Origin of the sequence: Pedobacter frigoris, assembly GCF_005116445.1 — a bacterium.
In the GTDB taxonomy this organism is placed as follows: domain Bacteria; phylum Bacteroidota; class Bacteroidia; order Sphingobacteriales; family Sphingobacteriaceae; genus Pedobacter; species Pedobacter frigoris.
This window is the reverse complement of record NZ_SWBQ01000005.1, coordinates 241,207-261,235: the sequence shown is the minus strand read 5'-3', so window position 1 is coordinate 261,235 and position 20,029 is coordinate 241,207. Positions and strand designations below refer to the sequence as shown.

Sequence of the window (20,029 nt, the reverse complement as noted above, 5' to 3'; positions counted from 1 at the left end):
TGGCTTGCTGCGGTTAACACTTTGAATTTTTTGAATTGTTCCAAACACAAACCAGGAGTGTCCGCATTTCTGGTTTGCTTTATTCCCTAATGTCGCTGTCGTAAAAATTGTTTCATGTTTTTTGGTTAGTTGTTAATGGTTAAGTTGATTGTATCGATAGGTAATAATATTTATTTGGTGACGTATACTTTATTTCCCTGTATCCTGAAATGCACCTCTCCGGCCTTCTCAATAGACTTCAATACTTCCGATAATTTATTATTTCGCGATATCAGACCGTTGGAGGTAATGTTGTCCGGTACCGAGGCATCATAGACTACCTCCACATTGTACCACCTGCCGATCTTGCGCATCACCGAACGAAAATCCGCATGTTCAAAGTGAAAATCACCATCCTTCCAGTCCGTAATGCTTTCCGTATCCACTGCCGCCACCACAAATGCATTTTCTTTATTCAGCGCCTGCTGCCCAGGTTTCAGGATCACCTCTTTACCGGCTCGCGACACCTTCACGCTCCCTTCAATCAAAGTCGTCGCCACCTCAGCCTCATCCGCATAACTGTTGATGTTGAAATGCGTACCTAATACCTCCACCTGCTGACCACGGCTTTCCACCACAAAAGACTGCCTAGTCCGTTGTCCCCCGATTGAGGCAAAAGATTTGGCAATCTCAAAATAGCCCTCACCCGTTAAAGAAACCCGCCTGGCCGCTGATTTAGCAAAACTTACCGGATATTTGAGTGAAGAGGCCGCATTTAAAAACACTATCGAACCATCAGGCAAACGCACCCGTGTCTGTTCCCCTGCTGAGGTAGTTAAGGTATTGTACTGTGAAGATCCTGATTGCTGATCCGTCACTTCGTAAATGATCTGGCCGTCCGCAGTCTTATAAATCTTAACCCCCGACTGACTGGCAATATTTCCAGCCAGCGCATCGTTGATCAGGATCCTCCTTCCGTCGGCCAAGGTCAGCGTTGCCCCATCCTTGCCCGGAGCAATATCATGCTGTTGGGCGATCTGGGGAATATTATTTTCATTTATACTGTCGTAATAATAATAACCACCCACCATTACCGCTAAAGCTATAGAAGCAACAACGGCAAGACGAGGCCATAACTTAGCTTTTGTTGGCCTAATGACTGAACCCTCTGGAAGACCTTCCATGATTCTTTGGTTGATCGCATCAAAATCAGCTATGCCCAGACTTTCCTTTTTGGTTGCCTGCAAATTGAACCATGTTTCCACGACCGCTTTTTCCCGCTCGGTGCAATCTCCGGAAAGGTATTTGTCCAAAAGTTCTTTTGCCTGTTTTTCTTCCATATGCCAAGGGGAATATTTGCCCCCATTTAGAATAGGACGCACAGCTCGGCCCAAGGTGGTACGCGGGATTCAGAAAAAAATGAATTTTTTTAAATGTGGGGAATTAAATGTTAAATAACTGGAAGAAAGGGCAATAAAAACGTTAAAAGAATTACAATTAGGAAATAAATATTTAACATTGCCCGTTATTTTAAGTAAATTTAGCTAGCTCCAATCAAACTCCAGATGAAATTAGACGGCACATACACGGACCATCAGCTGCTTGAACTACTCAAGGGGCAGAGCCGTGCCGCGTTCACCGAAATCTACAACCGGTACTGGGCGGTACTGGCCAGTTTTGCCACCAAGCTTCTGGAGGATGAAGACGAAGCCGTCGACATCGTGCAGGACGTATTCACGAATATCTGGAACGCCAGCGAAACCCTTGACATCACCAGCTCTATCAAATCTTATCTCTATGTGTCGGTACGTAACCGCATCATCAGCAAGATCCGCCACAGCAAGGTAAAGGGATTTTATTTGGATTCGCTTTCGGAAATCTACGAAAAGGGGGAATTTGTCACCGATGAGCAGGTCAGGTTCAGGGAACTGTCCCAACAGGTGGAGATGGAGGTTTCCAAGCTTCCAACAAAGATGAGGGAAGTGTTTGAGCTTAGCCGAAAACAGGGCATGAGCCATAGCCAGATCGCACAGGAACTTGGCATTGCCGATGATACTGTCAAAAAACAGATCCATAAGGCCATAAAAGTTCTCCGGATGAAACTGAACAGTTTGTTGTTCTCTCTATTTTAGTGCTGAATCCATCCAGATTAAAAATGATAGTTCTTGTGATAACCCACAAAAGGAAAGATTAAATGGAAAAATTAACCTTTGAACAATTGCCTGAAGCAATCAGCGAACTGATCAGTGCAGTTAAACGCATAGAAGCTTTGCTATCCAAAAAAGGATTTTCACTCGAAGAGGATGAGATTTTAAACATCGAGCAGGCCTGCATGTTCATGAACCTCAGCAAATCTGCGATGTACAAGAAAACAAGCAGCGGCGAAATCCCTTTTTTGAAGTATGGTAAATATTTAAGGTTCGAGAAAAAAGCGCTGAATGAGATATTGCTGAATTATCGAATAAAAAGCAATGACCAGATAGAGCAGGAAGCAATCAACTATGTGGCAAACAATCCGATTGGTGGCCATAAAAGAAAAGCACTACGATTTTGAATCTAGGTATTGACAATGATAATTTTTATTTCTATAATTGCCTAAGCTTATTGGCAAGCTTTCCCGTTCGTGTAAAGATAGATTCAGCCAATTAATTGTTTAATAATGCAAACCTTCCTGCTTATTATCCAAACAAGATGACGAACGCAAATACCCCCGGATAATAAAGTAGCTCTAAACAGGAATGTGTTATGACACCTATTGAGTATTTAAAAATCCAATCAAAAAATCTTAACAAAGATTTCAAAACCCAAACTTTTTCTTTCGACCCAAAATTGGGAAGTAAAGTTTACGACTACGAACCGAATTATTTTAAGTTCGATATGCTCGTGCCTGACTTCAAAATCAATGAAGACAGCTTCAAACTCGGGAATGCACAGCATATCATTGCCAAGTTATGTGGCTTTACCAAATGGGTTGAGCTGCTAAAAGCTTTGCCTGCTAGAGTTGAATTAGCAATCCTGCTGTTCGATAACATGGACAGGGTCAGTGTGCGGGACTGGGAAGAATACATCTCCCGCATAGAAACTGAAAATAAAGTTACGATTGATGACGACTTTAGATTACAGATATTTAAAGAGGTATTTTTGGAAAGGGAACAGGATGTTTACTATGACGATTATCGCCTATTGCCGGATGAAAGATACGTTCAGGATAATGAAAGTAATTCAACCGCAAAAATCACATTTCTCCCGCTCAACAGAGATGATCGTGATGAATTTATTAAAGCGGCAAATCGCTCGTTTGAGCGCATCTTCGAGCGCATCGAACCTGAAAACCCAGAATTGACCCGTGCATTATGGAATGCGGAACATTTTATCGACAAAGAACTACTGAGCGAGGACATGTTGCCCATAGACCGTGACTATGCGCTTTCATTCGTCGATTCTTTCTTGGTTGGCTATGTAATCCAATTGGCCGCACAGGCTGATGAACAGGCTCAAGGCCAATAATTAAATGAGTATTAATCAGAACTAGTGTTTTACCAAAAGTGGTTATGCGTAAGGTAACCACTTTTGATATTTTACTTTTCAAATAAGATTAGATGGTTCGGATTTTCTTGCTGCATCATCCTCAATTCTTGAAATGATCGTTTTTTTCATCTGATCCAAAAATCTAGTATGGCTCATCGTTGTCCTACGAGCAATTTCAGACCACCGTTTAGATGGAACGCCCAAATTTACACCGAAGCTTTCCCCCAACCAATGGCAGATCGAACCAATTCCAGCGGAACCGTTGTTAAGCTGTTTGGTATGATAAATACCAAACGCCAGTTCGACAAGGTTTATAACTTCGCCAGTCCAGACCAATGTATCCAAGGTTTTGACGGTGGTTCTGAAATTGATATTTCCTTTGATCTGTTCCATCATCCTGTGCTTTAAGATCACCATCACCTGTTCATAGGCCTTGAACTTAGCAAACAGATAGCTGACCGGGGTACTAGTATTACTTTCGACCTCTTCCAGTCCCATCAAAAGCACACTGTCTAGTTTCACATCCTGAACAAAAAAGGTATGATCGAGGTCGGTGGCATTCATCTTATAATAACCAAAAAAGAAGCAATGCCTTTCAAAAAACCGCTCGATAATATCAATTTCACTTTGATAAAAACTGACAACTTTTTTCTGTCCACCAATAGGCATCCTTAACTCAATGAAATAAATTTCATCGTAGAATATTTTGAGGCTATAAAAACTTGGGAGCGTATTGCGGAAAAAATCGATTTCCTGCTCTTGGTCTTCAAATCCGTTGGTAGCGACATGATTATTTATTATTCCTATGAGATGGGCAGATTTTTTGAGCGTCAGGTTCGTTTTTTCCTGAAGGTTTTCTTCCCCATGATAAATCTCTTCCAGTTCGCTTTCCATTTTCCCAAGTAACCGGGAGCTGAGTATTTCTAACATTTGATTTGGTTTTGGTGAAACTAAATTTACTATTAGAATTGTACAAAATCATGATCAGAATGAAACCGACTTATCTGCTCGGGGACCCTCGCTTTTGGTCTTACCAGATTTTTCTGTCGTAGTTTGGAGCGGCGGCAATTTCTTCAGTTCTTCCATCAACAAATCCGCAATCTCTTCCTTAATCCTGTTATAGTTTGCCATTACATCTTCTGATGAAACATTTTTAATGATCGGAATATCTTTATAACCAGCTTCTTCCTTTGCAATTGCCTTATGGTCATTCTGGATTTCACAGTGGAACATTTTTAGCTTGATCTTCTGCTCTGGATTATCGGCAACAACCCCAACAAATTCCCCCGAAGAAAGCGTGGCAATCTTGCTAGCTGGAATGGCATAATCCATCTGGGTTGCCTTAGTAATGGACGTATCGCTACTATTAATGCTCATTGAATCCTTTTGCTGGGAAATCTTGCCAAAATTCTCCGACAATGTTTTAGCTGTCGAATTGGTCACCTGTCCGCTGATTACATTTCCCACTATCCCTGTAATTACATCAGCCTGTTCTGCGCCATAATCCTTTTTAAGCTGGCTAAAATCCTGAACAGCCAAAGCCGTAGAAACCTTGTTGCTCCTTGCTGTTGCAATTAGTGAGTCCATATTGTTGAAATAGATCGTTGGAAACTCATCAAAGATCAGACTGCTTTTGAGTTGACCTTTTCTGTTGACCAGTTTGATCATGGTAGAAATATAGAGCGATAGGACTGCCCCGTAAACTTGCAGTTTCTGCGGATTATTTCCCACACAAATGATCTTTGGTTCCTGCGGATTATTGACATCCAATGTAAAATCATTACCGCTGAGCACATAATAGAGCTGGGGCGAAGCTAATCTTGCAAGCCCGATCTTAGCAGAAGCAATCTGTCCTTCCAGCTGCGGCATCGCATCCCTTTGATAAGCTGAAATAAAGGGGTTCATCAAGACCTTGATCTCATCCTGCGTTTCCAGTACCGCAAACAACTGGTCATAGTCCGACTGCATCAGCTCGATCACATGTGGTAAGGTGCAATACTTCCCATTTTCATATTTGCGCAGATACCAAATGCAGGCTGTCAAAAAATTGATCGGGGATTCCACAAAAAAATCGCCTTGCTTTTTAATCCAGTCGCGGTTGAGTCCCATCATAATAGTCCGTGAGGCTTCAGTTGCATCGGTAATATCCTCCATACTTTCTGGATGCAAGGGATTGCAACGATGGGTACGGTTCAAGTCATCAAAGTTGATTACAAAAAACTTGGGCTTTATTGGATAATTCTTGGCGTATTTCAATAGTTTGTTATAAGCCAGTTTGCTCAGGTCATCAAACTTAAAATCATATAGGAACATCGAAAACCCTTTTTTGATATGTTGGTCTATGATGTGGCGGATAACAAAATAACTCTTACCAGCTCCGGGCGTTCCTGCAATCAGCAGTCCCCGAAATGGATTGATCACATTGATATAACTATCCCGTAATTGTTTCCCAAGTCTATACTTTGCTGGTAGGTTGATGGAATATTCGTTTTCGAGCAATCGCTCTTCCTGTGGAAAGGTTTCATTCTCCTCGTTGAATATATCCTTGTTGAGCTTGTCCTTGATCAATCGGCTCAACTGCCCCCCGCCAGTCAAAATCAACATATAACCAATGGAGGTAATGCCGATATAGCAGATGGCAATGATAGATGAACTTGCAGGCAGGTAAAAAACAAGTGCTGCAACAAAATATAGAAGCAGTCCAGTCAGTAAAAAAGCAATGATACTTCTGACCTCTATCTTTTCATCCTTTTTTCCCTTTACCCCGATGAGCGAAACAACCAGCAATAATAGACAGGCAAACTTTGCCCGCCACAGTCCGGTAAAGAGTCCGGTACGTGAAATATTCTCAATAAGCCTGTCCGTGATGCCTGCCGTAAATCCCCAGCCTGCAAATGCCTGATAACAGCACAAGTAGAAATGGATGGATAATATAAATAAACTGATCAGCCGCGTAAAATCTATGATCTTCCTTAGTCCCTGTATGTCTTCCCCTGTATTCATGTCTATAAATTTTGCTGGTTAGATTTTTTCTTTTTCTTCTTTTTACCGATGAAAGTTGGCGCATCATAATCTGCTTTTTCAAGAAGCGCTTCAAGTGGATTTCCAAGATAATGTGTCGGAGTATTTGCTTTGAGATAGGTTCTGATCTGATCTTGGACTGCAAATTTTTGGGTAACTGCTTTTGCACTATACTCTTTCCCAAGATCGCTACCATTGAAAACGGCTTTAAGCTTATGGTCAACAAAGGTCAACCCGTAGACGATTCCCTTTTCATTCTGTCTTAATACCAGTCCGATATGCTGTTTGGCCAGTTCATTGACGAGGGTATTTCTGGAAACGGTATTATATTTCTGCAATACCCAATCAATCCGTTTCTTTAAGTTTTCCTTCATTGGTCTTCTCTTTTCCATACCCGCCTGAAAATCCTTCTCAAGGTTTTTAAGCGTGGGCTGGCTATAAAAATTACTCGCCTTGATCGGTACGCCAATTGGATTTTGTTTCTCATCAAGTATGGAATAAAGCAATCCCTTTTTTTCGAACATGGCAGTTTCTTCATTTCCCCTGTCGGCCCTGATATTGAACTGCCCGAGAATGGCATTGAATTCGGCTAATGAGGTAAATGCATAATTTCCCCTGACCGATAGCAAAATGGAATTGATGGTCTGTTTGGTGGGCTGCTTTCCATAAACCGCAGGTTTAATGGCTAGCGTATTATTTTGCTTTCTGCCCTCGGCTTTAATTAGGTCAAACTCGATTTCAATTGCCTTTCTTGCGGGCTCTGAAACTAGTCGCCCTAAATTGTGGGTGTATTTTCGTTTGCCGTCTTTCTGCATCACGGTGGTTGCAATATGGATATGTGGGTGCGCTGCATCCAGATGCTGATAGGCAATGAAAGGCTGTTCGCCAAATCCGATCTGCTCCATGTAGGTTTGGGCAATCTGCTGTACCTTTTGCAAGTCCAATTTGTCAGTGGCATCAAAGTTTAGGCTGATGTGCATCGCATTGGTTTTTACTGTCGGGTTTAGATCGGTGAGGTTTTTGAAGCGCTGTATTTTTTGGTTGAGGTTTAATTTGTCAATGTCCATAGCAAACCCGCTGGCCAAAATGATATTGGCCTCGCCCTTTTCAACCTTGGTTTCGTTATAGATCAATATCCCTCTCATGCTCTTGCCAAACTTTATTTTTGCAACCATCGTTCTGCCAGTTTGGAAATGAGTTCAAACAGTCTTTCCACCTTGCCTTCGACCTTGGTAAACAAGGCTACTGTCTGGTCACTATGGAACTTCTTTTCGGCATCGGTTTTACAGGCATTAAAGTACCGGGTCTGCTGGTTGATGTTTACGCCGATTGCCTTAAGTTCTTTTCTGATCAAAGCCATTTCTTCCATCGGCTCGTTCATGCTCGCATCCTTGTAGAAGCAGTTGATCTTTTGGCTGGTCAGGATTTTTCTAGCTACCTCTGCAATGCTTTGGCAGTCGCTTTCAGTTAGGAGTTTGGTCAATTTCTGATGCAGTGAATCGTTTACCCGAATGATCAGATTGTGCTTTAACAGTTCATCTTCGCTGGTCTTTTTCTTTGACATTTCTGGTACTTTTAGAATTACGAGTTCCGAGTAATTCTCCGGCCAATAGGACGGCAAGATTCCCAATGCGCATGCATTGGTACATCTTGCTGCAAACTTGAGTTTGCCTGAATTATCCAATTAGAATTGAAAAGATGTTCATTAATTTTTATGATCTAGATTTATATCCATGCAGAGAATTAATTATTCCTAGCAAAATTCGGACTGACACATCTAATAATTTCTGTGTCCAAAATTGCAGACATGGTATTTTAGTAATGGATTATACCCAAGGTTATAACCTATATTAAATGGTAGCAATGTATAAAGGGAGGAAAAAGTCAAGATAAAAGCCAGCTTCAACAGCAATGTGGAAAAAAAATTAAACTTTTTTTAGCCAAAATTTGTGTGCAAATCGTGTGCAAATAAAAAGCCCCACTCGGACGGAGTGGGGCTAACTCACTGATTGTGAGCTCCCTCTGCTGGGCTCGAACCAGCGACCCTCTGATTAACAGTCAGATGCTCTAACCGGCTGAGCTAAGAAGGAGTATCCGGCTACCAAAACGTACTTTTTGAACTCTTAAAGAACATAAAGTCTTGTTCGTTTTGGGAATGCAATATTAGGGCTTTTAAATTATTTATGCAATATTTGCAGTGAAAAAATTTAAAAAAAATTTTAATTATTTTATATGAGCCTGATAATCATAGGTACTGTAGCCTTCGATGCAATTGAAACTCCCTTTGGAAAAACCGATAAAATAGTAGGTGGCGCCGCAACTTACGCCAGTTTAGCGGCTTCTTACTTCTACAATAACACAAAAATAGTCGGAGTTATTGGTGATGATTTCGGAAAAGAGAATATCGACAAGTTTACAGAACATGGTATAAATACTGAAGGATTACAGATTAAAGAAGGCGAAAAGTCGTTTTTCTGGTCGGGAAAATATCACAATGACATGAATAGCCGTGATACATTGGCTACAGAGCTGAATGTACTGGAAACCTTTGATCCCATTATACCAGAAAGCTACCAGGATTGTGAATACCTGATGCTTGGTAATCTAACTCCAATTGTACAGCGAACAGTTATTGAGCGTCTTAAAAATCGTCCAAAATTAATCGTCCTGGATACGATGAACTTCTGGATGGACATTATGATGGATGATTTATTAGAGACTATTAAATTAGTTGATGTACTTACGATAAATGACGCAGAGGCCCGCCAGTTATCCGGAGAGTATTCATTGGTTAAGGCAGCAAAGAAAATCCTAACTATGGGACCAAAATACCTGATCATCAAAAAGGGTGAACATGGGGCTTTACTATTCCATGAAGACAAGATTTTTTCTGCTCCGGCCCTTCCTTTAGCAGAAGTATTTGATCCCACAGGGGCTGGAGACTGTTTTGCAGGTGGCTTTATAGGGTATATGGCAAAAGTTGGAACGGTTAATTTTAATAACATGAAGAATGCGATTATTTTCGGATCTGCCCTTGCTTCATTCTGCGTAGAAAAATTCGGAACTGAGAAAATCCTGAATCTTTCTGCCGAAGAAGTTGCCTCCCGTGTTCAGGAATTTGTAAACTTGAGTTCATTCACAATTGATGCATAAAACAATTCGTTGTTTACACAGTACGGTATTAACAAAGGAGCTATCTGATTAGCTCCTTTGTTATTTTAATACCCCAATAATGGTAAACTTCTCGAAAACTGTCTCCGTATGGGGGGCATCTGGTAATTCATCAGTCAGGTCCTGCCCTGCCCAATGTTCATAATGCTTGCCGTTCCTCCAAAGCCTGCTGTCTGAGACGTCATAAATGAAACCTTTATAGGCCACCCAGATCTGCGGTTTGTCTTGCCCGTTGCGCAACGCCAGCTGCTGTTTGGTATAAATAGGCAGTTCCATTATACCCTGACTTTACTTTTGAACAATTCAAATACATATACAGTAAGCAGGATAATCAGCATGAAGTATGCATATACCTGAGGCAGCAGGAGGACCACATCTATCAGTAAGTAAGTATAATTCATGTACTCGTTTAAATTCCACCCAAAAGTATGATTTTGCAGGGGTTATCGGTATTAAAAAGAATTCATTATAAAAGAAAAACTATTCCCTAAGGAACAGGTATACACTCTACCAATATTTCGGTTCGGGATTTATCATAATAAATACAGGTCATATCTGAGAGATCGACAATCCATTTCTCAACTCCCGTTTCAGCACACTGCGTACAAAAAGTAAGATTCAAGTGTATAAAAAACCGCACATACATGCGGTTTTTGGGATAATAATTTGGAATGAAATTTTAAAAATACTTACGACTATAATCCTTGTTAACATATAATACTTTGCGGGTGTTATTGATATAACGAACAATTCAAAAGAAACAGGAAGATTAAATTTAAATTCATTATTCTTTAGGTTATAAAATTTTGTTGGTGAAAACATTTTGAGTTAAATTTATTTAACCAAATAAATAAACCATGAAAGTTATTAAAATTCTGGCTGGCATTATAGTCGTACTTGTTGCACTGTTCTTCATCATCGGACTATTTCTGCCCAAAACTTATAATGTAAGCAGATCAATAGAAATCAACAAACCTGATAGCATCGTGTATCAGAAGACCCTAAATCTAAATGATCTTGGCTCCTGGAACCCATGGATGCAAATGGATAGTGCCGCAAAATTTAATGTAACGGGCGACGGTATCTCTACCGGATCAAAGTTCAGCTGGGATGGAAAGGAAGTCGGGACAGGAGCAATTATAATGGACAAATTAAATGCCTATAAGCAAATAGACCAAAAATTGGTCTTTATCAAACCTTTTGAAAGCACTGCAATGACTTCATTCTATTTTGAGCCAACTACTTCTGGAGGGACCAAAGTAACCTGGGATTTCAAGGGCGAAAATACTTCAATTTTTTCAAGATGGATGTCGCTAGCCTATGATCCTATGATTGGAAAAGACTACGATAAAGGACTATCAAATTTAAAAGCGTTTATAGAGAAGCAATAAACAAAAAAGCCGCTTAATAAGCGGCTTTTTTGTTAGGCAACATCAGCGCCTAATATTTCTTTTGAGTAAGTCTTTAAGAATTTTTTAAGAATTTGACGAGCTACGTGAATCCTTGTCTTTACTGTTCCAATAGGAATGTTCAGTTCTTCTGCGATTTCATGGTATTTAAAGCCTTCAAAATATTTGATAAACGGCACGTAATATTCTGGCTGAAGAGTAGCCAAAGCTTTATTAATGTCGCCTATGATAAATTTACTTTCACTATTATTCTTCGATGCACTATAATGCAAATTAGCTGAAGAAATATCGTCCGATTGAGTAATCAATGAATTTGTTTTTACCAATCTTCTGTAATTATTGATAAAAGTATTTTTCATAATTGTAAATAACCACCCTTTTAAATTAGTCCCTTCTTTAAACTTGCTGTAATAAGTTACCGCTTTCAACATTGTGTCTTGTACTAAATCATTAGCATCTTCAATGTCCTTGGTAAAATTTAAAGCGAATGACTGTAAAGAAACTGAATGGTCGTTGAGCTGGAGATTGAATTCATTTTTTGTCATAATGTTTTAAGTTTTAGGGTTTAACAAGCAAAAACAAACAAGAAAATTAGAGTGGCGACCTCTGGTTTGTTTAATCTTACACACTAAAACATATACAATTCGTGTACCAAAAAATTAAATCCTATATTATGAAATAAATTTTATGGGCGTATATATCCTTCTATCATGATGTCACAGAATATTTACTTCTCTTTCTAATCTCACACCGAATTTGGCATCGACGGAATTTATAATTTGTTCTGAAAAACTATACACTTCCTGACCTGTTGCATGTCCGTGGTTGACAAGGACCAAGGCCTGATTTTTCCAGGTCCCAGTATTCCCAACAATAATTCCTTTAAAACCACAATGTTCTATGAGCCAACCAGCAGCCAGCTTTATCCGATCGTTTGCTACTGGAAAATGTACTATGTCAGGATATTGATCAAGTATCTTTTCAAATAAATTCTTATCTATTACCGGGTTTTTAAAGAAACTACCTGCGTTACCTATTGTAGATGGGTCAGGTAATTTACTAACCCTTATCTGAGATACTACTTTAGAAATATCTGCAATATTAGGATCTAAAATACCCCTGCTTTTCAATTCATCCTGAATAGCCCCATAATGAGTATTGAGCCGCGCAGATTTACTTAATTTAAAGCTTACAGATGTGATAATGTATCTCCCTTTCAGTTCATTTTTGAATATGCTATCCCTATATCCAAACTTACAATCCTCAAAGTTAAAATGACGAGGAATGCCAGTAGCTATTTCATAAGCGGTACAAGAACTAAATATGTCCTTCACTTCGACCCCATATGCACCGATATTCTGTATCGGAGAGGCTCCTACTGTACCTGGAATAAGACTCAGATTCTCAACTCCAGCAAATCCATTCTCCACACAATAATTTACAAAATCGCTCCATACTACGCCTGCTCCTGCTGTAACTATGACCTCATTTCCATCAACTACGCTCGAAATACCGGGGATACTGACCTTAATGACCAATCCTTCAAAATCTCTTGTAAATAAAACGTTACTTCCGCCACCTAAAACCAGTAGATCCTGATCAATGGCAGGGTCTGAGGTTAGCAATTCTATTAAATCCTTTTCACTAAAAATTTCAGTAAAATGCTTAGCGCTAACATCGATTCTAAACGTATTATATGATTTTAAGGATTTGTTTTCTTGTAATACAGACATAGAAGTTTGAACAGATTAATAACGTACAAATGTAACTGAAAGGGCCGTAATAAATATGTTTAAATCAATATTTGAAAAATTTTCCTATTTTTCCTCTCGATTGTTAAAAGACCGGACATTTTAGACTATTTGACAGGAGACCGATATTATTTGTATGGAAAATCAGGATAAAAAAAGAATTCTAATCATTGAAGCCGCTCTAAAAAGATTTGCACATTATGGTCTGGCAAAAACTACAATGACAGAAATTGCTAAAGACATCACTTTCTCAAAAGCACTCCTATATTATTACTTTCCAGACAAATTGAGTCTATATGTAAGTGCTGTAGAACACCTTATGCACATAATGAGCCGGGAGTTGGTAAAGTCAATCGACAAAACCAAAACCTCAACCGAAGGGATACTTAAATTACTCCAAAAAAGACAGGCCTATATTCAAAAATATTATAATCTCTTTGAATCGAATCAAATTATAGGGAATGAACTTCCTGAAGATCTTTATGAGAAATTTCAAAGGGCTAAGACTTTTGAAGCAATTATTATTAGCTCATTATTTACAAGAGGGGTAGCAAGTGGCGAACTTGTGATACAAGATCCTAAGCTGGCAACCGACATCTTTATCGAGGCGCTGTCTGGAATCCATTTTAACATACTGAGTAAAGGAAAGCTCATGTTCCCTGGCAAAGAACAATTCAAGCAAATATTCATTAAAGAAAAAATGTTTGCAGATATATACATGGCAGGTCTGCAAGTCAAATAAACCCCCCGTTCGTCATTTCTTTGTCAGTTTTAATTGATTTTAACACTAAAATTCTTTAACCAAAATTATGGCAGTATTTTTGACCCTTGAAATAAAAAAGTCAAAAAGTAAAAAAGTAGAATGGTAGAGACAGATAAAAAAAGGGACACTATTATAGAAGGGGCGATAAAACGTTTCATTCATTATGGAATTAATAAAACCACGATGAACGAAATTGCGGAAGACTTGTCGGTATCTAAACCCTCCTTATACTATTATTTCCCCGACAAAAACAGCCTTGTGCTCGGTGTGATTGATAAAATTTTCTCTGATTATTTTGAACTGATAGAAAAAGAAAACACTTCTATTATTTTATTGGGAGACAAATTACTCTCATTCATAGAGATCGGTCACCGTTTTTTTCAAAAATATTATATGCTTCATTTATCAGGTGGAAGCCCGGATTCTTCTTTGAATTCTGAAGAGCTGAAATCCCACTTTATGAAAATGAAGGAAAAGAATAAGCAATTCCATGCGGGCCTTTTTCAAGAGGCAATAAACAATGGAGAAATTGCAGAAACAGATGCAGAAAAAACTGCCGATCTATACCTCGATAGTTTAGCAGGCATTAGTTCTTTATGTATCCTTCATGGAAACAAAGAACTATTTCCCAGTAAAAAAGAGTTCAAAGCAATGCTTGAAAAACAGATTAACTTATCAAGAATTTTTGTCAAAGGACTAAAGTAAAGACCACTAACTATATCATATGAATACAATAATTAAACAGATAAAAATAATCCCGCTACTGTTGATGGGGTTGATATTATCAAATGTCGCAACGGCACAACAGACACTAAGCTTAAAGGATGTATTAAATTATGCGATCCAAAACAACACAAATGTTAGAAAAGCAAAACTTGACATTGACTACGGAAAATATAAAACTGACGAAATTAGAGGACAGGCCCTGCCTCAAATTAACGGAAATGCGGGGTTAACCTACAATCCGATTATTGGGCAACTTGTAGTTGGAGATCAGTCCTTCCAAATGGGGCGAACATGGAATTCCAATGTTGGTGTCCAGTTAGATCAGCAACTCTTTAATCAAACCATTTTTACCGGACTAAAGGCAGCAAAAGCAAGTGAAAATTATTATAGGCTTAATGCTCAAATGACTGACGAACAGGTCATCGAAGTTGTGGCAAACAATTACTACCAGGTACTTGTCAATAGACAACAGCTAAATGTAATTGACACTAACATTAAAAATGTAAGGGTGATTGAAAAGCTGATTGGCGATCAATACAAAAATGGCCTGGCGAGGAAAATTGACGTTGATAGAATAAAAGTAAACATGACTAATCTACAAACTCGTCGTGAACAAACTTTAAACGCTGTTATTCAATTGGAAAATCAGTTGAAATTTTCTATAGGCATGCCTGTTGAGAATGCCATCACACTACCTCCTACTGAACTAAATAATGTGCCGGTATTACCTGCCCTTAGCGACAGCATCAGCACGACTAACCGAACTGAGCTTAGGCTGTTAAATGTTCAGCGGGATCTATTGACGTTGCAAAAGAAAGCCTATCAATCTGAATATTATCCTTCTTTAGCGCTAACAGGAAACATTTCTTACACAGGAATGAGTGATAAGTTCGATTTATACAAATCTAACAGTACAGCTTTTTGGTATGATGCTTCTGCTATAGGTCTAAGTCTAAGAATTCCAATTTTTAATGGATTTGCAACAAGAGCTAGAATACGTCAGGCTCAGGTAGACATAAATAAAGCTGACGAAGACATAAGAAACACGAAAAACTCGTTGAACCTTGCTTATGAAAATGCCAAGATACAATTGAGAAATAGCTTGTCGACCATTAATTCACAACGTGAAAATGCAAAATTGGCTCAGGAGATTTACAATAGCACTCGAAATAACTACAATAATGGGTTGGCAGGTCTAACAGACTTATTAGACACCGAGAATGCACTAACAGAAGCGCAGAACAGTTATACGCAGGCTTTGCTAAACTATAAAATAGCCGAAATTCAATTAATCAAATCTCAAGGAAATATTAAATCACTTTTATAATGAAAAGAATAATAATCATAATCGTCGTTCTTGTTGTGGTGCTAGGTGGAATAGCTTATGTATTGAACAATAATAAAAAGAAAGCACAGGAAACAACTGACTTTATTGCTAAAGGCAGTGGTGCCGTAGCAGTGAAAACAGCAACAGTCGAGCGTAAAGAAATGAATTTAGATTTTACTGCAAATGGTAATTTCGCTGCAAATCAAGAATTGAATTTCCTTGCCGAAAATTCTGGCCGTGTTAGCCGGATCTTCGTAGATGAAGGTGATCGTGTAAGCAAAGGTCAGATCCTGGCACGCATTGACGCTGAAATCATTAACACCGATCGCGAAACTGCAGAGGCCACTTATCAAAATGCTGTTCGTGATGAAGCCAGATACCAAAGCTCATTCAAGACCGGCGGAGTGACTCAGCAGCAACTAGACCAAGCCAAACTCGCTACTCAAAATGCGAAGTTGCGCTTACAGGCATCTCAACGCAGAGTCAGTGACGCACATATAAAGTCGCCAATCAATGGCATAATCAATAAACGTTACATAGAGGTTGGTGCGGTTGTAGCCGGTACTCCAGGAACTCAGCTATTTGAGATCGTTGACGTCTCAAAATTAAAATTGAAAGTAAATGTAAACGAAAGCCAAGTAGCCAACTTAAAAATCGGAAATACGGTAGACATTCAATCATCAGTTTTCCCTACGGATAAGTTTTCCGGAAAAGTAACATTCATTGCACCAAAAGCTGATGAAACACTAAACTTTCCAATAGAAATTGAAGTGGCCAACAACTTTAAAAACAGCTTAAAAGCAGGCATGTATGGTACTGCAGTTTTCAAATTCCCTAAGCAGGCACCAACGATCTTAGTTCCCCGCACATCATTTGTCGGCAGTGTAAGCAGCAACGAAGTTTACGTATTAAACACATCTAAAAATACAGCTGAGACTCGCAAAGTAGTATCTGGACGTATTTTAGGAGATAACGTTGAAGTTCTAGAGGGACTGAAGGAAGGTGAGACAGTGATTACAAGTGGACAAATTAATTTAACAGAAGGCACTCCAGTTACGGTTATTAAATAAATACTGCTAAATGGCATTAATAACCAATTACAGAAAGAAAAGAAATGAAAATAACTGATATATCTATAAAAAGACCTTCGCTGGTAATTGTGGTTTTTGCCGCACTTACCATGCTGGGCATGCTGAGTTATTTCTCGTTAGGATATGAGCTGTTACCTAAGTTCAGTCCCAACGTAGTATCTATCTCTACTATTTATCCCGGTGCGTCGCCAAATGAGGTGGAGAGTACCGTAACTAAAAAGATTGAGGACGCAGTTTCTTCGATGGAAAACATCAAGAAAATTAACGCAAACTCTTACGAAAGTTTATCAGTAGTGATCATCACGCTTACTGATAAAGCAGTCATAGACATTGCCTTAAATGATGCACAAAGAAAGGTAAATGCGATCCTGGCCGATTTGCCAGACGACGTTAAGCAGCCATCATTGAGCAAATTCTCATTAGATGATTTCCCCGTGATTACCATGTCGGCATCCGGCAACATGGACGATATCTCGTTTTACGATTTGATGGACAAGCGTATCGCCCCAATCGTTTCCCGGGTATCTGGTGTAGCTCAGGTCAACTTAATAGGCGGTGCTGAGCGTGAGATCAAAGTATCGTTAGATGCTAAAAAGATGCAGGGTTATGGTTTATCGGTTCCGAATGTTCAGCAAGCCATCTTAGCCTCAAATCTTGATTTCCCTACAGGTAGTGTAAAAACTAAGGCTCAAGATATCTTAGTCCGTCTATCGGGCAAGTATGCCAGCGTAGAAGAGATGCGCAACTTAGTGGTCACAACCAGTAAAGATGGCGCCCAGATCCGCTTAGGTGATATTGCCGACGTACAGGACACACAAAAAGAGACTGATAAAATTGCCCGTATTAATAGGTCAAACTCTATCGCCTTACAAATTATTAAACAAAGTGACGCGAATGCGGTAACTGTTAGTAAAGGCACGAAGGAGATTATCGAAAAGCTGAAAATTGATTATAAAAACATTGGATTAGACATTAAAATTGTAAACGACAGTTCAGTTTACACCTTGCAGTCTGCGGACGCAGTAATCCACGATTTGATATTGGCAGTAATATTAGTAGCGGTAGTCATGCTCTTCTTCCTGCATAGCTTGCGTAATGCAGTTATTGTAATGGTTTCTATTCCTGCGTCGTTAATTGCTACGTTCATCGGGATAGCACTGTTCGGCTATACTTTGAACCTGATGTCTTTACTGGGCTTATCACTGGTAGTGGGTATTTTGGTGGATGATGCGATCGTGGTGCTGGAAAACATCCAGCGGCATATGGAGATGGGTAAAAATAAAGTACGTGCGGCTATGGATGGAACACGTGAAATCGGCTTTACTGTGGTTTCCATTACATTCGTTATCGTGGTGGTTTTCTTCCCTATCGCGGTAAGTACGGGTATGGTGGCTAATATCTTACGTCAATTCTGCGTGGTGGTTATTATATCTACATTGCTCTCATTAGTCGCTTCATTTACGATTGTCCCTTTAATTTTCTCGCGTTATGGCAAACTGGAGCGCATCGAGGGCAAAAACTTATTTGGTAAATTTATCTTATGGTTCGAAAAACAACTGCATAAGTTTACCAGGTGGATTACGAATATATTAGAATGGACCCTTAAACACAAAGCGATTACCTTAATGTCTATGTTTGTGTTATTTCTATCTTCCTGCGGTTTGCTTGGCGCCGGATATATCGGCTTCGAATTCTTTCCTAAATCGGATAAAGGCGAATTCTTATTGCAAATAGAGATGCCTAAAGATGTGTCATTGGAACAGACCAACCTTTATACTCAAAAGGCTGAAAACTATCTGAGCGAGAAAAAGGAAATTGTGCAGATGATTACTACTGTTGGACAATCGAGTGAGGGTATGGGTGGTACAACAGCCACTGCATATAAATCTGAAATCAACGTTAAGTTGGTAGACAAACCGGAGCGGAACAACGTGGCATCCGACATCATCTCCACCACTTACACACGTGAATTGGAGAAAATACTGGTAGGAGCTAAAATTAAAACTGTTCCAATTGGAATATTGGGAACTGCTGATGATGCGCCTATCCAACTTGTTGTATTGGGTTCAGAATTAGAAAGTGTGTTAACTTTCGCAGAAAAAGCCCAGACTGTATTGTCAAAAATACCAGGCGCTACACAAACTAAGCTATCGGTTGAGAAAGGAACTCCAGAGATCAACGTTAAAGTAGACCGTGATAAAATGTCGGCCCTGGGATTAAACCTGCAAACTGTAGGTGCAACCATGCAGACGGCCTTTGCCGGAAATACTGACGGTAAATTCCGTCAGGGCGAGTACGAATATGACATCAATATCCAATACCAGGATTTTGACCGTAAGGATATCGACGATGTGCGTAACTTAACTTTCGTAAACCAGGCTGGTCAGCAGATTAAGCTATCGCAGTTTGCAACGATTAAGGAAGGCTCTGGTCCGAGTTTGTTAGAACGACTAAACAAGTCTACATCCGTAACAGTTAAAGCACAAACTGTAGGAAGGCCAACCGGTTCGGTGGTAACAGATTTCCAGACGGAATTAGATAAATTGAAAAAACCTGCAGGCATCAGCTTCTACTGGGCGGGCGAACAGGAAAACCAAAGTGAGGGTTTTGGTACTTTGGGGATCGCATTATTAGCTGCAATCGTTTTGGTATACCTCATCATGGTAGCCTTATATGATAGTTTTGTTTACCCTTTTGTGGTGATGTTCTCCTTACCGCTTGCGTTAATCGGTGCTTTACTCGCACTGGCCTTAACCAACAATGCTTTGGGTATCTTCACCATCCTTGGTTTCATCATGTTGATGGGGCTGGTTGCGAAAAATGCGATTATATTGGTGGATTTTACCAACCAAATGAAGGCACAGGGCAAAACTACTCATGAGGCCTTGATATTGGCAAACCATGCACGTCTGCGCCCGATTCTCATGACTACCATCGCCATGGTAATTGGTATGCTACCGATCGCATTGGCAAGTGGTGCAGGTGCCGATTGGAAAAATGGTCTGGCGTGGGTCATCATCGGAGGTTTGACGAGTTCGCTGTTCTTAACGCTGGTCGTTGTACCTGTGATGTATCAAATCTTCGATAATATATTGGAAAGATTCGGTTTCAATAAAAAAGGCAAGACCATCGATGAGATGATGGAAGAACCATATGATCATAAAGATGTTTTGGAATATGATCTGGACCATGGTCATTAATATAAAGACCACGAGCTAAAATCAAAAGGGTCTCAGATTGTTCTGAGACCCTTTTGATTTTAT

20 protein-coding genes and 1 tRNA gene are annotated in these 20,029 nt (G+C 39.6%); 10 read left to right on the top strand and 11 right to left on the bottom strand.

What is annotated here, in order from left to right; translation table 11 throughout:
- Window positions 1–170: 170 nt before the first annotated feature.
- Window positions 171–1,319, bottom strand: coding sequence for a FecR family protein (locus FA047_RS17200; RefSeq protein ID WP_136837316.1), 1,149 nt, complete (start codon window positions 1,317–1,319; stop codon window positions 171–173).
- 225 nt (window positions 1,320–1,544) lie between these two features.
- Between FA047_RS17200 and FA047_RS17195 the strand changes: the two genes are divergently transcribed.
- The 3 genes from FA047_RS17195 to FA047_RS17185 all read left to right on the top strand — a co-directional run bounded on the left by FA047_RS17195 (window position 1,545) and on the right by FA047_RS17185 (window position 3,486).
- Window positions 1,545–2,111 carry an RNA polymerase sigma-70 factor gene (locus tag FA047_RS17195; RefSeq protein ID WP_136837315.1) on the top strand — a complete coding sequence of 189 codons (567 nt, stop codon included), beginning with the start codon at window positions 1,545–1,547 and terminating at the stop codon, window positions 2,109–2,111.
- A 62-nt stretch (window positions 2,112–2,173) separates the two neighbouring features.
- Entirely contained in the window at window positions 2,174–2,533 is a 360-nt protein-coding gene (locus tag FA047_RS17190; protein ID WP_136837314.1) for a helix-turn-helix domain-containing protein, read from the top strand.
- Window positions 2,534–2,724: 191 nt separating this feature from the next.
- Window positions 2,725–3,486, top strand: a complete 762-nt coding sequence (locus tag FA047_RS17185; protein ID WP_136837313.1) for a hypothetical protein — start codon at window positions 2,725–2,727, stop codon at window positions 3,484–3,486.
- A 78-nt stretch (window positions 3,487–3,564) separates the two neighbouring features.
- On the opposite strand, the gene FA047_RS17180 is transcribed toward FA047_RS17185, so the two are convergent.
- The 5 genes from FA047_RS17180 to FA047_RS17160 all read right to left on the bottom strand — a co-directional run bounded on the left by FA047_RS17180 (window position 3,565) and on the right by FA047_RS17160 (window position 8,618).
- The gene (locus FA047_RS17180) at window positions 3,565–4,437 is read right to left on the bottom strand and encodes an RteC domain-containing protein (RefSeq protein WP_136837312.1); all 873 of its coding nucleotides are present in this window, start codon (window positions 4,435–4,437) and stop codon (window positions 3,565–3,567) included.
- Window positions 4,438–4,491: 54 nt separating this feature from the next.
- Window positions 4,492–6,510 (bottom strand): conjugal transfer protein MobC, encoded by a 2,019-nt coding sequence (gene mobC, locus FA047_RS17175; RefSeq protein WP_136837311.1) that lies wholly within the window; start codon window positions 6,508–6,510, stop codon window positions 4,492–4,494.
- A gap of 2 nt (window positions 6,511–6,512) precedes the next feature.
- The gene (locus FA047_RS17170; RefSeq protein ID WP_136837310.1) at window positions 6,513–7,703 is read right to left on the bottom strand and encodes a relaxase/mobilization nuclease domain-containing protein; all 1,191 of its coding nucleotides are present in this window, start codon (window positions 7,701–7,703) and stop codon (window positions 6,513–6,515) included.
- Window positions 7,688–8,092 carry a plasmid mobilization protein gene (locus FA047_RS17165; RefSeq protein WP_136837309.1) on the bottom strand — a complete coding sequence of 135 codons (405 nt, stop codon included), beginning with the start codon at window positions 8,090–8,092 and terminating at the stop codon, window positions 7,688–7,690. The genes FA047_RS17170 and FA047_RS17165 overlap by 16 nt, the downstream gene beginning before the upstream one ends.
- Before the next feature lie 452 nt (window positions 8,093–8,544).
- A tRNA-Asn gene (locus FA047_RS17160) sits at window positions 8,545–8,618 on the bottom strand.
- A 142-nt stretch (window positions 8,619–8,760) separates the two neighbouring features.
- On the opposite strand from FA047_RS17160, the gene FA047_RS17155 reads away from it, so the two are divergent.
- Window positions 8,761–9,681: a PfkB family carbohydrate kinase gene (locus FA047_RS17155; RefSeq protein WP_136837308.1), complete on the top strand. Its 921-nt coding sequence runs from the start codon at window positions 8,761–8,763 to the stop codon at window positions 9,679–9,681.
- Window positions 9,682–9,741: 60 nt separating this feature from the next.
- Here the strand turns inward: FA047_RS17155 and FA047_RS17150 are convergent, their stop codons facing one another.
- From FA047_RS17150 to FA047_RS17145, 3 genes are all read right to left on the bottom strand, one after another.
- A complete protein-coding gene (locus tag FA047_RS17150; RefSeq protein ID WP_136837307.1) occupies window positions 9,742–9,975 on the bottom strand; it encodes a cytochrome b5 domain-containing protein in 234 nt (77 codons plus the stop codon).
- A complete protein-coding gene (locus FA047_RS21025; RefSeq protein WP_262709999.1) occupies window positions 9,975–10,100 on the bottom strand; it encodes a hypothetical protein in 126 nt (41 codons plus the stop codon). The genes FA047_RS17150 and FA047_RS21025 overlap by 1 nt, the downstream gene beginning before the upstream one ends.
- Window positions 10,101–10,186: 86 nt before the next feature.
- On the bottom strand, window positions 10,187–10,345 hold the full coding sequence (locus FA047_RS17145) for a DUF1398 family protein (RefSeq protein ID WP_136837306.1): 159 nt from the start codon (window positions 10,343–10,345) through the stop codon (window positions 10,187–10,189).
- Between the two features lie 211 nt (window positions 10,346–10,556).
- Between FA047_RS17145 and FA047_RS17140 the strand changes: the two genes are divergently transcribed.
- Complete coding sequence (locus tag FA047_RS17140) at window positions 10,557–11,090, top strand: SRPBCC family protein (protein WP_136837305.1); 534 nt, start codon at window positions 10,557–10,559, stop codon at window positions 11,088–11,090.
- Between the two features lie 32 nt (window positions 11,091–11,122).
- On the opposite strand, the gene FA047_RS17135 is transcribed toward FA047_RS17140, so the two are convergent.
- The gene (locus tag FA047_RS17135) at window positions 11,123–11,653 is read right to left on the bottom strand and encodes an RNA polymerase sigma factor (RefSeq protein ID WP_136837304.1); all 531 of its coding nucleotides are present in this window, start codon (window positions 11,651–11,653) and stop codon (window positions 11,123–11,125) included.
- A 171-nt stretch (window positions 11,654–11,824) separates the two neighbouring features.
- Window positions 11,825–12,841, bottom strand: coding sequence for a UDP-N-acetylmuramate dehydrogenase (murB, locus tag FA047_RS17130; RefSeq protein WP_136837303.1), 1,017 nt, complete (start codon window positions 12,839–12,841; stop codon window positions 11,825–11,827).
- Window positions 12,842–12,995: 154 nt separating this feature from the next.
- Between murB and FA047_RS17125 the strand changes: the two genes are divergently transcribed.
- From FA047_RS17125 to FA047_RS17105, 5 genes are all read left to right on the top strand, one after another.
- On the top strand, window positions 12,996–13,601 hold the full coding sequence (locus tag FA047_RS17125; RefSeq protein ID WP_136837302.1) for a TetR/AcrR family transcriptional regulator: 606 nt from the start codon (window positions 12,996–12,998) through the stop codon (window positions 13,599–13,601).
- Window positions 13,602–13,721: 120 nt separating this feature from the next.
- Window positions 13,722–14,327: a TetR/AcrR family transcriptional regulator gene (locus FA047_RS17120; protein ID WP_136837301.1), complete on the top strand. Its 606-nt coding sequence runs from the start codon at window positions 13,722–13,724 to the stop codon at window positions 14,325–14,327.
- 19 nt (window positions 14,328–14,346) lie between these two features.
- Window positions 14,347–15,675 carry a TolC family protein gene (locus FA047_RS17115; RefSeq protein WP_136837300.1) on the top strand — a complete coding sequence of 443 codons (1,329 nt, stop codon included), beginning with the start codon at window positions 14,347–14,349 and terminating at the stop codon, window positions 15,673–15,675.
- Entirely contained in the window at window positions 15,675–16,745 is a 1,071-nt protein-coding gene (locus FA047_RS17110; protein WP_136837299.1) for an efflux RND transporter periplasmic adaptor subunit, read from the top strand. The genes FA047_RS17115 and FA047_RS17110 overlap by 1 nt, the downstream gene beginning before the upstream one ends.
- Window positions 16,746–16,789: 44 nt before the next feature.
- Window positions 16,790–19,966: an efflux RND transporter permease subunit gene (locus tag FA047_RS17105; protein ID WP_136837298.1), complete on the top strand. Its 3,177-nt coding sequence runs from the start codon at window positions 16,790–16,792 to the stop codon at window positions 19,964–19,966.
- Window positions 19,967–20,029 lie beyond the last annotated feature (63 nt).